This is a genomic window from Salinicola lusitanus (assembly GCF_003206045.1).
Classification (GTDB): Bacteria; Pseudomonadota; Gammaproteobacteria; order Pseudomonadales; family Halomonadaceae; genus Salinicola; species Salinicola lusitanus.
This window is the reverse complement of the sequence record NZ_PZJM01000002.1, coordinates 61,577-76,071: the sequence shown is the minus strand read 5'-3', so window position 1 is coordinate 76,071 and position 14,495 is coordinate 61,577. Positions and strand designations below refer to the sequence as shown.

The following is a 14,495-nucleotide window of genomic DNA, read 5'->3' as shown; positions in this document are numbered from 1 at the left end:
CCGAGTTTCGAAAACGAGTCTCAGGGCCGAGTTTCATGGGCAGGGGTTGGAAATTCGTCGATGCACCCCCTCGATCGCTTCGAGGACTTCGGCGGACAGCTCGAGTCCATCGCTGTCGATATTGGCATCGAGCTGCTCGAGCGTGGTCGCACCGATGATGTTGCTGGTGACGAAAGGCCGGGAAGTCACATAGGCCAGTGCCATCTGGGCCGGGTCCAGGCCGTGCTGGCGGGCGATATCGACGTAGGCCTGGGTTGCTTCCTGCGCCAGGTCCGACGTGTAACGCGAGAAGCGCTCGAACAGCGTCAGCCGGCCCTTGGGCGGTTTCTGACCGTCGAGATATTTACCTGACAGCACCCCGAAGGCCAGGGGCGAGTAGGCCAGCAGGCCGACGGACTCGCGGTGGGCGATCTCGGAGAGGCCGATCTCGAAACTGCGGTTGAGCAGGTTATAGGGGTTCTGAACGCTGGCCACGCGAGGCAGGCCCTGGGTCTCGGCCAGATGCAGGCAGCGCATGACGCCCCAGGGTGTGTCGTTGGAGAGCCCGACGGCGCGGATCTTGCCGGCGTCGACGGCCTCTTTCAGTGCGCCCAGGGTCTCTTCCAGCGGCGTCGCGTCGCTATCGTCGCCCGGCAGGTAGCCGAGCTGGCCGAAGCAGTTGACGTGACGGTCCGGCCAGTGGAGCTGATAGAGGTCGAGGTAGTCGGTCTGCAGTCGCTGGAGGCTCGCATCCAGCGCCTGGTGAATCTGTTCGCGGGTGTGTCGCGGACCACCGCGCAGATGGGCCATGCCGCGTCCGGCACCCGCCGCCTTGCTGGCGATGATCAGCTCGTCGCGCTTGCCGCGCTGCTTCAACCAACTGCCGATATAGGCCTCGGTGCGGCCCTGGGTTTCCGGCTTCGGCGGCACCGGATACATCTCGGCGGCGTCGATGAAGTTGATGCCGGCGGCGATGGCGCGATCGAGCTGCTCGTGCGCCTCGGCCTCGGTGTTCTGTTCGCCGAAGGTCATGGTGCCTAGACACAGGCGCGAGACCTGCATGTCGGTCTTGCCAAGGGGGCGTCGCTGCATGTTGCGCTCCAGATGGGGAAAACGGATGTTGAAGAGCCTGAGGCGTCACGAAAAAGCCGTTGGAAATCGTATGTTACTGGCGCCGTCGGAAAGCGGCAAACCGGCTCTGGGCGCGGGGGGTTGAGTCGCCACGCGGGCAGGCGTATCCTTGCGGCCTTTCGCCGCCCGGCCCTCGGCCGAGCGCGCCTGTGAAGAGTCGATTCCGACGCGCCATAGAGCGTTGCCTGGTGTTGCGGTAATAGAAAACAAGATGCGTCCAGATCGACACGGTAGTTCGGACCGTTAACGGGTCCCAGTCTCCAGGGTCACTGTCAGTTATGCCACAGACGTTTTCTTTCTTTACGCGATTCGAGTTCCGTCTGGCCACGCAACTCAGCCATACGCGCTGGATGACGCGGTCGCCGGGCAAGCAGCGATTGATGCTGCGCTGGTTCAAGCGTTGTGCCGATGCCGGCCATGTTCCGGCGCGATCGCTCTACGGGCGGGTGTTGATGCACCGGGGTATCTCTCCCCGTGACAAGTCCACTGGCGCGCGCTACGTCCTGCAGGCGGCCCAGCAGGGAGATCGTCATGCGCAGTACCAGGCCGGACGCATCTACGAGCTGGGATGTTCGCAGTACCAGCCCAACGAGCATCACGCGGTGACCTGGTACGCCCGCGCGGGGGAGAATGGTCATGTCCAGGCCGCCAAGCGGCTGGCCGATGCCTACCGGCACGGCGAGCTGGGCCTGCCCCGTGATCCCGCTCGTGCGGACGACTGGCAGCGCTGGACCCGCCAGCTCAGCGAAGAGAGCCCCGCCGGCGAGGCACCCGCCGCGCTCGCGGCGCACTGAGACGCACGCCACCTAATCCGGGCCTACCGCCGCGTGACCTCTCCTGCAGCCTGGTGGCGGGATGAAGTCGCGCTTCAACACTGTCATGATGGCGCATCATCGGCGTCGCAAGATGAGACGGCATCATGGAAGGAGCCCGTGACGTGTTGCTGCCCACCCTGCTAGATATCGAGGCCTCCGGTTTTGGCCGCGGCAGTTATCCCATCGAGGTCGGCCTGGCCCGACCCGATGGCAGCCGCTGCGCATTCCTGATCCAGCCGGTGCAGGAGTGGACCCATTGGGACCCCAAGGCCGAACTGCTGCACGGGATATCCCGCGCTCGCCTGATCCGCGAGGGTTATCCTCCGATCGAAGTCGCACGCTGGCTCAACGACGAACTGGCGGCGAGCGGCATCGCCTACAGCGATAGCTGGGGCTACGACAATACCTGGCTATCGCTGCTTTTCGATCAGGCTCGCATGCTGCCGCGGTTTCGGCTGGAGGCCTTGCGGCGCCTGCTGAGCGAGGCCCAGACCGAGTGCTGGGCCCAGACCAAGGAGCGGATCGCTGCTGAGCACGACATCCGCCGCCATCGTGCCGGCGACGACGCCCGGCTGCTGCAGTTGACCTACAAGGCGACGCTGGGCGTCGACTAGCGGCGGGCACGAACACTGCCCTTGCTCGCCGACGCTTCGTACCCGCTCTGGCGTACCTCGCCGGTTCATCCCTCGCCGCTGACGCTCAGCAGGATCTTGCCGGTATTGGCGTTGTCGGACAGATGCTGCATGGCTTTCTCCGCTTCCTGCACCGACCAGGTGCCAGCGATCAGGGGCTTGATCTCGCCGCTGGCCAGCTTGGGCCATACATGGGCATGGAGCGCATCGAGAATGGCGCCCTTGGCCTTGGCCGAGCGCGAGCGCAAGGTGGAGCCGATCAGGCGTTGGCGCTTCATCAGCATGCGTCCCAGGTTGACCTGCGCCTCGACTCCACCCATCAGCCCGATCAGCACCAGACGGCCGTCGGGGTTGAGAACGGCCAGATCCTGCGCGATGTAATCGCCGCCGACCGGGTCGAGAATCATATCGGCACCGCCCCAGGCCTTGACCGCATCGACGAAACTGCCGTCGTGACGGTTCCAGCCGGCATCGGCCCCGAGCTGGTAGCAGGTCTCCAGTTTGTCGGCGCTGCCCGCGGTGACGAAACAGGGGTTGCCGAAGACCTTGCAGAGCTGGATCGCGGCGGTGCCAACGCCACTGGCGGCGGCGTGCAGCAGGACCCGTTGGCCGTTCTGCACCGCGCCCTCCATGTAGAGATTGAGCCAGGCGGTGGCGAAGACTTCCGGCAGGGCCGCTGCCTCCCGCAGACCCAGGCCCTGGGGAATGGGAAGCACCTGGGCCTCGTCCACCGCCACCTGCTCGGCATAGCCGCCACCGGCAAGCAGCGCGCAGACGCGATCGCCACGCCGGAAGCGCTCGACGCCGCGACCGATCTCGATGATCGTTCCACTGACCTCCAGTCCCGGGATCTCCGAGGCACCCGGCGGCGGCGGATAGTTGCCGCCACGCTGCATCAGGTCGGCCCGGTTGATGCCTGCCCAGGCGACTTCGATGCGCACTTCACTGGCGCCCAGCGCGCCGGGATCGTCGTGCTCGCGCCAGATCAGTTGGCCGGATTCGATAGCGATGGCGTGCATCGATTTGCTCTCCTCGATAGTGGCATCCCCTCACTCTAGCAGCCCGGCGATGGCCACGCCGTTGTCATATGTCAGCGCCATGCTGGCAGCCTCCCAAGTGAGAGAGGGGATGGCTCATGATCGACACCGGCACGCTGCTCGAACGACACCTCGGCGGCTTTCGTCGCCTGCCTGGCTGGTTGCGGCACTGCACCACGGCGCTGATGCGTCGCCTGATCCACGAGCGCGAGATCAACGACTTCCTGGCGCGCCACCGCGAGACCCGTGGCCTGGCCTTCGTCGAACAGGTGCTCGACTACTTCCGCTTCGGCTACGCCGTCTCTTCGCGGGAGCGCGAGAACATCCCGGTGTTCGGGCGCGTGCTGATCGTCGCCAACCACCCGCTGGGCGCGCTCGACGGCCTGGCGCTGCTGCGCCTGGTGGCCGATGTACGCAGTGACGTGCGCATCGTGGCGAGCTCGATCCTGGCCCAGATCGAGCCGCTGGCGCCCTGTCTGCTGCCGCTGGACAACCTGAACCGGCGCGGCTATCGGCGCAGCCTGGCTGCGATCGAGGCGGCGCTGGACCGCGAGGAGGCGGTGATCGTGTTTCCCGCCGGCGAGGTCTCGCGGGCCGGGCCGCGGGGCATTCGAGATCGCCGCTGGCAGGCCGGGGTCCTCCATCTGGCGCGCCGTACCAACGCGCCACTGCTGCCGCTGCATGTGGGTGGACGCAACTCCTGGCTGTTCTACGCCCTGGCGGCCCTGCGCGACGAGATCGGGACCCTGCTGCTGCCGCACGAGATGTTTCGCCAGCGCGATCGCCAGCTCCGCGTGCGTATCGGCGACCTGCTGCCGCTGGAGCAACTGGCCCGCGGCGGCCTGCGCTCGGAGGCGACGCTCAAGCTGCTGCGCAAGCACGTCTATCGGCTGGGGCAGGGCCGCAAGGGGCTGTTCCGCGGCGAGGCGGCGATCGCCCATCCGGAGAGCCGGCAGGCGCTGCGTGAAGCGCTGCGCGAGGCGCGCCGGCTGGGCGAAACCAAGGATGGCAAGCAGATTCTATTGGTCGAGGGGCCGCCCCACGGGGTGGTGCTGCGCGAGATCGGTCGGCTGCGCGAGATCGCCTTCCGCCGGGTCGGCGAGGGTACCGGTCGGCGGCGCGATCTCGACGCCTTCGACGACTACTACCGCCACCTGCTGGTGTGGGACGATCGTGACCTGGAGATCGCCGGGGCCTACCGCCTGGGCGAGGCGGGGTCGATTCTCGACGCCCACGGCCCCGGCGGCTTCTACGCCGCGACCCTGTTCCACCTCGAGACGGCACCCTGGGACGAGCTGCGCCACGGGCTCGAGCTGGGTCGCAGCTTCGTCCAGCCGCGCTACTGGGGGCGGCGCAGCCTGGACTATCTGTGGCAGGGGCTGGGCGCCTACCTGCGCCATCATCCGCAGGTGCGCTGGCTGTTCGGCCCGGTCTCGCTCTCGGCCACGCTGCCGCTACGCGCCCGCGAGCTGTTGATCAGCTACTACCGCCACTACTACGGCGATCCCGAGGAGGGCGTGCGGCCGCGGGCCCCGTTCGTGCTCTCCGACGCCGGTCGGCTGGAGGCGGAGCGGCTGTTCGACGGCGGCGATCGCGACGAGGACTTCCGCCGCCTGCGCGAGCAGCTGGAGGCGATGGGGGTGAGCGTGCCGGTGCTCTACAAGCAGTACTGCGAGGTCGCCGAACCCGGTGCGGTGCGTTTTCTGGGGTTCGGCGTGGACACCGACTTCGGCTTCTGCGTGGATGGCCTGGTGGTGGTCGACGTCACCCGGCTCAAGCCCGACAAGCGGCGCCGCTATGTCGGCGCCGACGCGGTGACGCCGGCGCTGAGCGCGGGCTGAGCCCGGCGTCAGGCGGCCGGGACGCGATCCGCCGCCAACCGGTCCAGCAAGCGTTCGATATCGGCGTCGGCGACCAGCACGCGCCGGGTCGAGGCATCGAGGAAGCCATGTTCGACGGTGGTATCGAGAAAGGTCAGCAGTGGCGAGTAGAAGTCGGCGACATTGAGCACGCCGATCGGCTTGTGATGGAGGTCGAGGTAGCGCCAGGTCCAGATCTCGAACAGCTCCTCGAGCGTGCCGATCCCGCCGGGCAGGGCGATGAAGGCATCGGCGTGGGCAGCCATGGCGGCCTTGCGTTCGTGCATATTGTCGACCCGAATCAGCCGGGTCAGACCGTGGTGCGAGACCTCGCGCTGGACCAGGTGCTCGGGCATCACCCCGATCACCTCGCCGCCCTCGGCGAGACAGGCGTTGGCCAGCCTGCCCATCAAACCGTTGCGGGCACCGCCGTAGACCAGCCCCCAGCCGCGTCTGGCGATCGCGGCACCCAGCGCTTCCGTCGCCGCGGCGAAGCGGTCGTCATTGCCTTCACGTGAACCCAGGTAAACACAGATCTGCACGCTATCGCTCCTGAGAAAAACCGATGGAAAGTGTAAAGGTACCGCCAGTATCCCCGCTCAGGGAATGCTGGCGGCCACGTCGTGCTCGGCATCGAGCCAGCGGCCGATGGCGTTGTCGCCGCACAGGTGGTGGGCGTACTGGGTATGCAGGCAGCGCACCTGATCCCAGTTGGTGATGCCACCGACACCCCGTTCGCGCATCAGTTGCGTGAAGCCGCGCCGCTCGATCTCCGCGCGCTGTTCGGCGGTCATGTAGGACCAGCGCTGGCGGACGTAATCGGCGTGGCTCTGGTGGTAGCTGGCGAGCCATTCGGGGTCCTGCTGCAGACGCGCCTCCAGCTCCTTGATCACACCGCTGGCTTCGAGGCGTGACAGCACCACCTTGAGGCGCTCGCAGGAGAGCCAGTAGAGCGTCGGAAAGGGCGCGTCGTCGACGATCGGCGCCATGCGCAGGACCAGCGGGCGCCCCTGGCCATCGGTGGCGGCGACCGCCTCGAGCCCGCGGGGCGGGCGGCCCAGCTGCTCGGCGATGATCGCCAGTTGGGCGTCAGTCGGGTTCTGATCGGTGTGAATCACCATCGGGGGAATCCAGTATGACCTTGTTGGAACGAGCCACGGCGCGGTAGAAGGCCTGGCTCAGTTGCATCGGCGTGGGCGAGTAGAGGTATTCGCGCAGCAGATAGTCGCGGGCGCGCTCGACCAGCACGGTGTGCAGTCGATTGAACGGCGCATCATAGTCGTAGGGGTCGGGACCCGGCAAACGCAGATGGGGATAATCGGCCAGGCGCTCCATGAAGTAGTGTTCCAGCACGCGCTCGACGGCGCGATGGCGATCGAGGTCGTCGGGGTCGATCCACAGGTCGAAGTCGATCGACATGCGAAGGGCTACCCGCGCCGCGCCAGATCCGCGGTGCGGGCCGCGGTCAGGGCGATCAGGTCGTGGCGCGCCAGCGACAGTTCCAGCCCGCGCCTGCCGCCGCTGACGTGCAGCGTCTCGAGCTTCAAGGCGCTTTCGTCGAGAAAGGTCGGCAGGCGCTTCTTCTGGCCCAGCGGGCTGATGCCCCCGACCAGGTAGCCGGTGGCACGCTCGGCCACCGGGACATCCGCCATCCGCGCCTTGCGGACGCCGGCGGCCTTGGCCAGCGCCTTGAGATCCAGCGTGGCATCGACGGGCACCAGGGCGACCACCAGGCGGTCGTCGTCGAGCTGGGCGAGCAGCGTCTTGAACACGCTGGCCGGTGGTAACGAGAGCGCCCGGGCGGCATTGAGGCCGTAGGCGCCCTGGGCGGCGGTGTCGGCGTCGCTCGCCAGTTCGTAGCTGGTGACCTGGTGGGCCACACCGCGTGACTCGAGCAGGCGGATCGCGGGGGTCATGGCGCGACGGCCACTGTTGCCGGGACGGGTTGCGAGAAGCCAGCGGAGGTTTCTAAGCTGATCACGCTATGGAGACTCCCTGTCGATGGTAATGGATGCCGGGATGATAGAGCGCTGCGCACTGTGCCAGCGTGCCGCGCCGCTGACGCGTCATCATCTCATTCCCCGAACGTTGCACCGCAAGCCGCGCTATCGCAAGCGTCATGGCCTCGAGCGGATGCGCGCGGCGGTGCTGTGGGTCTGCCGACCGTGTCATTCCCATCTCCACCGCACGCTGAGCGAACGCGAGCTCGCCGACCATTATGCGAGTCGTGAGGCGCTGCTGTCGCATCCCGATATTCGTGCCTTCGCCGAATGGCTGGGCAGCAAGCCCGCGGGTTTCGTGCCGAAGTCGCCGCCGCGCGGTGCCGGTCGCTGACCGGCATCAAATCAGCCGCAGGCCGCGATAGTCCTGCCAGGCCTCGGCCAGCGGCGCCGCCAGGCAGTCGCGCAAGTGCTCCGGCAAGCTGGCATGCGCCGTCTCGCAGGCCTCGAACTCTCGATTGTGCAGCCAGCAGTAGGCCCAGGCGCAGGCTTCGTCGTGATCCCGGGGCAGCGGCTTGGCGGGCATCTGCACCAGCAGGAACAGCGCCGTTCTGGCCGCCCAGCGCGGCGGGGTGGCGTCACCGCTCCAGTGGGTGAGCGTCACGCCGTCCGGCGTCGACTCGGGTTCGCCCAATTTGGCGATGCGCGCGGTATCGGCCAGAATCATGGCCAGACGGTCCGGGTCCGCCTGGCCCAGCATCAGCCAGTGGCCGACCAGTTTCGAACTGCCGGCCAGGACCCGAGCGTAGAACGGTCGGGAAGAAGTCTCGTCAGGCCGCTCGCACATGTTCGTCAATCCATTCATTTCGATGATGAGATCACTATCGTGAATTTCGATTTTGCCACGCGTATCGATCGCCGCCAGCATCCGACCAAGAAGTGGCAGCAGTATGAGGAGGACGTGCTGCCGCTGTGGGTGGCCGACATGGATTTCCGTTCGCCACCGGCGATTCTCTCCGCGCTGGAGGCCCGCGTCGAGCACGGCGTGTTCGGCTACGGTGATGTTTCCGCCGCGCTGAAGCAAACCCTTTGCGAATGGAGTCGGCATCACTACGACTGGCCGATCGAAGCCGGGTGGCAGTACTGGGTGCCCGGCGTGGTACCGGCACTCAATCTGGCCGCCATGGCCTTCAGCGAGCCGGGGCAGGGCGTGCTCACGGCGACACCGATCTATCCGCCCTTCCTGAGCGTGGCGAAAAACACCGGGCGCGAGGCCCAGACCTTCGAGCTGGCGGAGCCGGCGGCGGCGGGCGAGCCGTGGCGGCTCGATCTCGCAGCGCTCGAAGCCGCCATCAGGCCGAATACGCGGGTGCTGCTGTGGTGCCATCCGCACAATCCGACCGGGCGGGTCTGGAGTGCCGACGAGCTTCAGGGCCTGGCCGAACTGACGGAGCGCCATGACCTGATCGTGCTCTCCGACGAACTGCACTGCGATCTGATTCTCGATCCGTCGTTGCCACACCGGCCGCTGGGACAGCTCTGCCCGGCGTTGGCGTCGCGACTGATCACGTTCTGGGCGCCGTCGAAGACATTCAATATCGCGGGCTTGTCCTCGGCCTGCGCGATCATCAGCGACGATGCGCTGCGCCATCGGTTCCAGGCCGCGGCGGCCGGTCTCCTGCCCAGCGTCAACGTGCTGGGGCTCAGTGCATCGCTGGCGGCCTATGCGGATTGCGAAGCGTGGCGCCAGGCGCTTCTCGCTGAGTTGCGCGGGAATCTGGCCATGGTCGAAGCGCACGTCTCGCGCTGGCCGGGGGTCACGATGTCGACGCCGCAGGCGACTTATCTGGCGTGGCTGGATCTGCGCCGGAGTGCGTTGGCCGACGCCCCGCAGCAGCGGCTGCTCGAGGAGGCCCGTGTCGCGCTTTCCGATGGGGCGGCTTTCGGCTGGCCTGGATTTGTCAGGCTCAACTTCGGCATGCCGCGAAGCTGGCTGGAGGAGGCGCTGCTGCGCCTGGACCGTCTACTGGCCGACTAGTTTTCCCCGGGGGCGGGCAGCAAAACGCCCGGTGCCGATGACCTCGGCGCCGGGCGTTCTGCCATCCGTTGCCAGCGTCGATCAATAGAGCATGGCGAACAGGCGACGGCGATAGGCGACCGTCAGCGGGTGATTCGCGCCCAACGCATCGAAGACGCGCAGCAGCGTCTTGCGGGCGGCGTCTTCGCCGTAGGCGCGGTCGCTCTTCATGATCGCCAGCAGTGCCTCGAGGCCGCCTTCATAGTCACCGTCGGCGATCCGGCGCATCGCGCGTTGATAGCGCGCTTCGCTGTCGTCGCGCTCCCCGAGAGCGTCGATCTCGGCCTGGCTCAAGGCTTCCTCGCCAAACTCGATGCGGGCCCGCACGCCGCGGGCCTTGGCGGCGTCGCGATGTTCCGGCGGCAGCGCGTCCAGAGTGCGCTTGGCATCGTCGACCTGACCCGCGGCCACCAGCGCGCCGGCCAGATCGATCTGGTAGTCGTAATACTCCGGGTACTGCTGAATCAGTTCCCGATAGATGGCCTGGGCGGTCTCGTTGTCGCCGGAGGCCAGCGCTGCCTCTGCCATCTCTTCCGGGCTCTGGGATGCCTCTGCGGGCGCTTCCAGATATTTCCCCAGCCATTCGCGTACCTGCTTTTCCGGTAGCGCTCCCTGGAACTGGTCGTAAAGCTGGCCCTGGGAGATGAGCTTGACGTCCGGCACCGAACGCACGCCCAACTGCGAGGCGATCTGCGGGAACGCCTCGATGTCGAGTCGGGCCAGCACGAACGCCCCGGCGTACTCCTGGGCCAGCTTCTCGAGCACCGGCTTGAGGTTCTTGCACGGTTCGCACCAGGACGCCCAGCTCTGCAGCAGCACCGGATGTTGCATCGAACCTTCGAGCACGACCTGCTGGAAGTTCTCCAGCGTGACGTCGACGATGACGTCTTCCGGGGCGACACTGCTGCCGGCGCCATTGTGACTGCTTTCTTCCGGGCCGGTCAGCGGCTGCCCGGTGCGAGGATCGACGATAGCCATGCGAAAAACCCTTGATGTTCGATTCGAGATTGGGGACTGTTATGCGGGTTGTCCCGTATCGATTCAACCCCAGCGATCGACTTAAGCTTCGGAACCTGCCTCCTCGATGCCTCTTCCCCGTCCACTCAAGCGCGTTCTGGCAAGCGTGACGGTATTGATCGTCCTGATCTTGGCCCTGCTGTCGGGGCCGGCCTACATGCTCGCCTCCCAGCAGGTGCCGGTGCATGCCAACTGGCACGATGCCGATCGTTCCTCCAGTGGATTGGCTCCCGATCCGGGCGAGGTCAGCGAGGCGGTGGTCCAGGTCTACGCGGCGCGCGCTTTCGAATGGCGGGGCGCCTTCGGCGTGCACACCTGGATCGCGACCAAGGCCGAGGGTGCCGAACGCTATCGCGTCTATCAGGTGATGAGCTGGCGCCGGCCCACGGTGGAGTCCGGCTATGCGCCGCCGGACCGCCGCTGGTACGGCAACCCGCCGACGCTGCTCGCCGAGCTACGGGGCGAGAGGGCGGCGCGAGCGATCGATGGGATCGAGGAGGTCGTGCCCGCCTATCCGGAGTCCGATCGCTATCGGATCTGGCCGGGCCCCAACAGCAATACGTTCATCGCCTGGGTCGTGAGACAGGTCCCGGAACTCTCCGTGGACTTTCCGCCCAACGCCATCGGCAAGGACTATCTGCCGGGCCGGATCGTGGCGCAGACACCCACCCACACTGGCTATCAGTTCTCGCTGGGCGGGCTGTTCGGGCTGATGCTGGCCCGGGACGAGGGCTTCGAACTCAACGTGCTGGGGCTGACGGTCGGATTCGACGGTCAGTCGCCGGCGCTGAAGCTGCCCGGTATCGGCCGTGTCGGCATGGCCCAGCCGACGGGGAGTTCGGGAGAGGAGAGCGTCGATCAGGACATCCCATGATCACGGGAGGGGGCTCGTTCGGTGAGCAGGCCTGAGCGAAGAGGGGACGGCGTTGTCTGGCGCTGGGTAGGGCGAAAGTCGAGGCAAAAAAAACCGGCGCCTGGGGAAGGCACCGGTTAAATAATTTGGTAGCGGGGACCGGATTTGAACCGATGACCTTCGGGTTATGAGCCCGACGAGCTACCAGACTGCTCCACCCCGCATCAATGTGTGGCGTATTATACGTATGGATTAGGCGCTGTCAATGGCCTTTGCATCATGATGGCGACCATTTTGTCCCAGATGCGCCATCACCCCATCGAAAGCGGGCTCGTAGCGCTCCCAGATCTCCATCGTCAGCGGCGCCGTCGCCATCAGGCGCAGCAGGGTCTGCCGGAGTTCCTCGGGGGGCGTCGGCGGGCGGCCGAGGGCATCGTTGAGACGCGCGACCTGCACCTCGAGGCGCAGTGGCTCCAGGGCCTCGGGAATGGCGTCCCCCGCCAGCAGCGCCAGTTGGACCAGGCAGCGTTGCAGGGTCTCCTCGGCCTGGGCCGGTGACTGCAGCTCGTTCCGGCCCTCGATGGCCTGGCGCAGATCCCCGGCGAGCTGGCGGGTGTCGAGTTCGCCCTGGAGCGATTGACGCATCCAGTGGCGGTAGTCCGGCCACTGCTTCGCTTCTTCCACCAGTGCGAGACGGTCCAGCGTGATCTCGCGGGCATGGACGATGCCCTGCCAGCGCTTTTCCATGCCCTCGCTGCGCCGGCTTCGGGGCAGCGGTGCCAGCCGTTGCGCTTCCGCCAGGGCCGCATCCAGTACATCACGCTCTCCGGCGGAATTCGGCTGCCAGGCGTCCACGCGATCGATCAGCGCCTGCATATCGTCGAAGCGCTGCTGCTGACGCGACTGCTGCTCGCCGCGGGCGGCGTCGCGGGCCGCGAAAATGTCGTCGCAATGACTCCGGAACTGGCGCCACAGCGTCTGCTCGATGCCTTTGGGGGCGCGGCCAAGCTCCCGCCAGCGCTGTTGCAGCGACTTGGCCTGCTCGGCGCGCTGGCTGGCCGGGGCCGAATCTTCCGCCAGCCGCCTTGCCTGCTCGACCAGGTCGCGCTTGTGTCCGGCGACGTCGCCGGCGCGTTCATCGATCAGCGACTGCAACTGGCGGCGCAGGCGCGCGTAGCGGCGGCCGGTCGAGGCGGCCTGGCGCCGCGGCACCGGCCAGTGATGGTCCCACTGCTCCTGGGCGGCATCGCGGACCTTGCGCAGTCCATCCGGGTCGGCATCGGCGGAGGGATTGGCCAGCAAGGCCTCCAGCTGCTCGCACAGGGCCTCGCGGGCGGCGAGGTTATCCTGTTCCCGCGATTCGAGCTCGGCTTCCCAGTCCGCCAGTTGCTCGTGGAGGGCATCGGAGGCGGCGCGGAAGCGCTGGGCCAGTTCGCGGGTCGCGGCGGCGTCGCCGAGTTGGCGCCATTCCCGAATCAGTTGCTGATGGTGGCGATGGCGCTCCCCATCGGAGCGTTCCCGCGCCTCGGCCAGCGCTTCTATGGCGGCCAGCAGGGCCTCGCGCTTCGGCGCAGCGGCGAATCCCCGCCAGTCCCTCAACTCGGCAAGACGGGCGGTCTGCTGCTTGTATCGCTGGTCATGAGCTGGCGTCAGTCTCTGGCCGCTGGTTTCCAGATACTGGCGGATATGGCGATGCAACTGCGAGGCCGGCCGATAACGGCCCTGATCGAGCTCCTGCGTCAGTGCCTCGAGTTGGGCCTCGACCTCCTCATCCGGCCAGCGGCTTTCATCCTTGGCGGCGTTCTCCGCGTCCGCGCCGCGCTGGTCGGCTGCCACCTGGCGCTGGGCGTCGAGCACCAGTTCGGTCGGCGGCAGTTCGTCAGGCCACGCCAACCGGTCGAGGATCGGCGATAGCGGTTGTTCGCCCTTCAGGCCCGCGCGCAGGGCGGGCGCTTCGGCTTGAAGTCGCTCCCAGGCCTGCCAGATCGACTGCGCGCGATGATCGAGGGCCAGATAGCGTTGCTGGAACGCCTTGCTGACGCCGTAGTGGTCCGAGATGCTCTGCCAGCGCTCCTCCTGCAGATGCCATTTACCCTGCAAGGCTTGCAGCACCTCGGGAGTCAGGCGTTCTGCCTCCAGGGCAATCTTCAACGCCTGGTCTAGGGCGTCGAGAATGCCTTCGCGGGTCGTCTGCGCCTCGGACTTCTCGCGCTTGACGCGTTCGATCTCGCGGTGCTGATGCTCGTGTTCGGCGACTCGCTGGCGGCAGCGTGTCACGGCGGCATCGAACCTCGCGCGCTGGGTGTCGTCGGCGTTGCCGGTCAGCGTCTCCCAGCCCTTGATCCAGTGTTTCAGGCGCGCCTCGAACATCGGCTCCCAGGGACGGTGGGCTTGGGCTTCCAACGTCTCCAGCAACTTTTCGCGCTCGGCCTCTTCCCGGCTCTGCTGCTCGGCATCGGCGCGCAGACTCGCCAGCCGCTCGCGGGCCAGGCGGGCGACCTGCTTGTCTCGACGAGCCTGCTTGCTCAGTAGCGCCAGTCCCTCGGGGGAGGTGACGCGTTCCGCCGCGGCATGACGCACCGCCGTGATGCCGTTTTCACAGGCGTGGTGAATCAGGCGGTCCTCGTCGTCGATACGGGCCAGGGCGGACAAGCGCAGGGTCAGGTTGTCGCCATGGCTGATCAGCGCATCGACCAGCGCGAGATCCTGCAGCGCTTCGACCTTCGCCAGGCGGGTGTTGAGGTCCGGGCTGGGCGAGACCCGGCCGCCAAGAAGATCGACGAGACGCTGGAAAGACTCCTCGCTGGGCGACTGGCCATGCCACTGGAACAGCGAGTCGAGATCCTGCACCCGAGCCAGCGCCGCCTGGCGGACGTGGGCCGATTCGTCCAGAGCGAGCCGGCGGAGTGTGTCGAGCTCATCCGGGCTCAGCTGCGACGCGGCTTGGGCTCGGACGGCGGGATCCTTGTGTCGCCAACGGGGAGAGAACAGGCGTTGAAAAAGTCCTGGCATGGCCGGTGTGGCATCCTGAAAAACGACGGGCTGGCAGAGGTCGATCACGCAATTTCGCGGAATCGACGGCAACTGTCTATCTAACCATCTGACGGCCGGTGGTAAAAGCCCGTTTCGCCGGTGGCGTCGGTGGGTGGCGACAC

Annotated in this window: 15 protein-coding genes and 1 tRNA gene; 6 read left to right on the top strand and 10 right to left on the bottom strand. The window is 67.0% G+C overall.

Annotated features, from left to right (window positions below):
• Window positions 1-33: 33 nt before the first annotated feature.
• Window positions 34-1,071: an NADP(H)-dependent aldo-keto reductase gene (locus DOM45_RS02165; protein WP_110597885.1), complete on the bottom strand. Its 1,038-nt coding sequence runs from the start codon at window positions 1,069-1,071 to the stop codon at window positions 34-36.
• A 317-nt stretch (window positions 1,072-1,388) separates the two neighbouring features.
• On the opposite strand from DOM45_RS02165, the gene DOM45_RS02160 reads away from it, so the two are divergent.
• On the top strand, window positions 1,389-1,904 hold the full coding sequence (locus tag DOM45_RS02160; protein ID WP_110597884.1) for a tetratricopeptide repeat protein: 516 nt from the start codon (window positions 1,389-1,391) through the stop codon (window positions 1,902-1,904).
• A gap of 125 nt (window positions 1,905-2,029) precedes the next feature.
• On the top strand, window positions 2,030-2,539 hold the full coding sequence (locus DOM45_RS02155) for a 3'-5' exonuclease family protein (protein ID WP_110597883.1): 510 nt from the start codon (window positions 2,030-2,032) through the stop codon (window positions 2,537-2,539).
• Between the two features lie 65 nt (window positions 2,540-2,604).
• Here the strand turns inward: DOM45_RS02155 and DOM45_RS02150 are convergent, their stop codons facing one another.
• Window positions 2,605-3,576 carry an NAD(P)H-quinone oxidoreductase gene (locus DOM45_RS02150; protein ID WP_110597882.1) on the bottom strand — a complete coding sequence of 324 codons (972 nt, stop codon included), beginning with the start codon at window positions 3,574-3,576 and terminating at the stop codon, window positions 2,605-2,607.
• Between the two features lie 116 nt (window positions 3,577-3,692).
• On the opposite strand from DOM45_RS02150, the gene olsF reads away from it, so the two are divergent.
• Window positions 3,693-5,435 carry a bifunctional ornithine lipid synthase OlsF gene (gene olsF / locus DOM45_RS02145; protein ID WP_110597881.1) on the top strand — a complete coding sequence of 581 codons (1,743 nt, stop codon included), beginning with the start codon at window positions 3,693-3,695 and terminating at the stop codon, window positions 5,433-5,435.
• An 8-nt stretch (window positions 5,436-5,443) separates the two neighbouring features.
• Here the strand turns inward: olsF and DOM45_RS02140 are convergent, their stop codons facing one another.
• Genes DOM45_RS02140 through ybaK form a run of 4 tightly spaced genes read right to left on the bottom strand, consistent with a single transcriptional unit; the run spans window position 5,444 to window position 7,369 of the window.
• Entirely contained in the window at window positions 5,444-5,995 is a 552-nt protein-coding gene (locus DOM45_RS02140) for an LOG family protein (protein WP_157958328.1), read from the bottom strand.
• Between the two features lie 57 nt (window positions 5,996-6,052).
• The gene (locus tag DOM45_RS02135) at window positions 6,053-6,574 is read right to left on the bottom strand and encodes a DUF501 domain-containing protein (protein WP_110597880.1); all 522 of its coding nucleotides are present in this window, start codon (window positions 6,572-6,574) and stop codon (window positions 6,053-6,055) included.
• Entirely contained in the window at window positions 6,543-6,872 is a 330-nt protein-coding gene (locus tag DOM45_RS02130; protein ID WP_110597879.1) for a hypothetical protein, read from the bottom strand. Before DOM45_RS02130 ends, DOM45_RS02135 begins: the two co-directional genes overlap by 32 nt.
• An 8-nt stretch (window positions 6,873-6,880) precedes the next feature.
• Window positions 6,881-7,369 (bottom strand): Cys-tRNA(Pro) deacylase, encoded by a 489-nt coding sequence (ybaK, locus tag DOM45_RS02125; RefSeq protein WP_110597878.1) that lies wholly within the window; start codon window positions 7,367-7,369, stop codon window positions 6,881-6,883.
• Window positions 7,370-7,454: 85 nt separating this feature from the next.
• On the opposite strand from ybaK, the gene DOM45_RS02120 reads away from it, so the two are divergent.
• Window positions 7,455-7,787 carry a hypothetical protein gene (locus tag DOM45_RS02120; protein ID WP_110597877.1) on the top strand — a complete coding sequence of 111 codons (333 nt, stop codon included), beginning with the start codon at window positions 7,455-7,457 and terminating at the stop codon, window positions 7,785-7,787.
• Window positions 7,788-7,793: 6 nt separating this feature from the next.
• On the opposite strand, the gene DOM45_RS02115 is transcribed toward DOM45_RS02120, so the two are convergent.
• Complete coding sequence (locus DOM45_RS02115) at window positions 7,794-8,240, bottom strand: hypothetical protein (RefSeq protein WP_110597876.1); 447 nt, start codon at window positions 8,238-8,240, stop codon at window positions 7,794-7,796.
• 39 nt (window positions 8,241-8,279) lie between these two features.
• Here DOM45_RS02115 and DOM45_RS02110 point away from each other — a divergent pair, with 39 nt between their 5' ends.
• Window positions 8,280-9,431 carry a MalY/PatB family protein gene (locus DOM45_RS02110; RefSeq protein WP_110597875.1) on the top strand — a complete coding sequence of 384 codons (1,152 nt, stop codon included), beginning with the start codon at window positions 8,280-8,282 and terminating at the stop codon, window positions 9,429-9,431.
• An 81-nt stretch (window positions 9,432-9,512) separates the two neighbouring features.
• On the opposite strand, the gene DOM45_RS02105 is transcribed toward DOM45_RS02110, so the two are convergent.
• Window positions 9,513-10,448 carry a tetratricopeptide repeat protein gene (locus tag DOM45_RS02105; RefSeq protein ID WP_110597874.1) on the bottom strand — a complete coding sequence of 312 codons (936 nt, stop codon included), beginning with the start codon at window positions 10,446-10,448 and terminating at the stop codon, window positions 9,513-9,515.
• Between the two features lie 106 nt (window positions 10,449-10,554).
• On the opposite strand from DOM45_RS02105, the gene DOM45_RS02100 reads away from it, so the two are divergent.
• Window positions 10,555-11,361 (top strand): DUF3750 domain-containing protein, encoded by an 807-nt coding sequence (locus tag DOM45_RS02100; protein ID WP_110597873.1) that lies wholly within the window; start codon window positions 10,555-10,557, stop codon window positions 11,359-11,361.
• Between the two features lie 126 nt (window positions 11,362-11,487).
• Here DOM45_RS02100 and DOM45_RS02095 read toward each other — a convergent pair.
• Together DOM45_RS02095 and DOM45_RS02090 are read right to left on the bottom strand one after the other, a co-directional pair.
• Window positions 11,488-11,564: transfer RNA gene (locus DOM45_RS02095), tRNA-Met, on the bottom strand.
• Window positions 11,565-11,592: 28 nt separating this feature from the next.
• A complete protein-coding gene (locus DOM45_RS02090; RefSeq protein WP_110597872.1) occupies window positions 11,593-14,352 on the bottom strand; it encodes a DUF349 domain-containing protein in 2,760 nt (919 codons plus the stop codon).
• Window positions 14,353-14,495 lie beyond the last annotated feature (143 nt).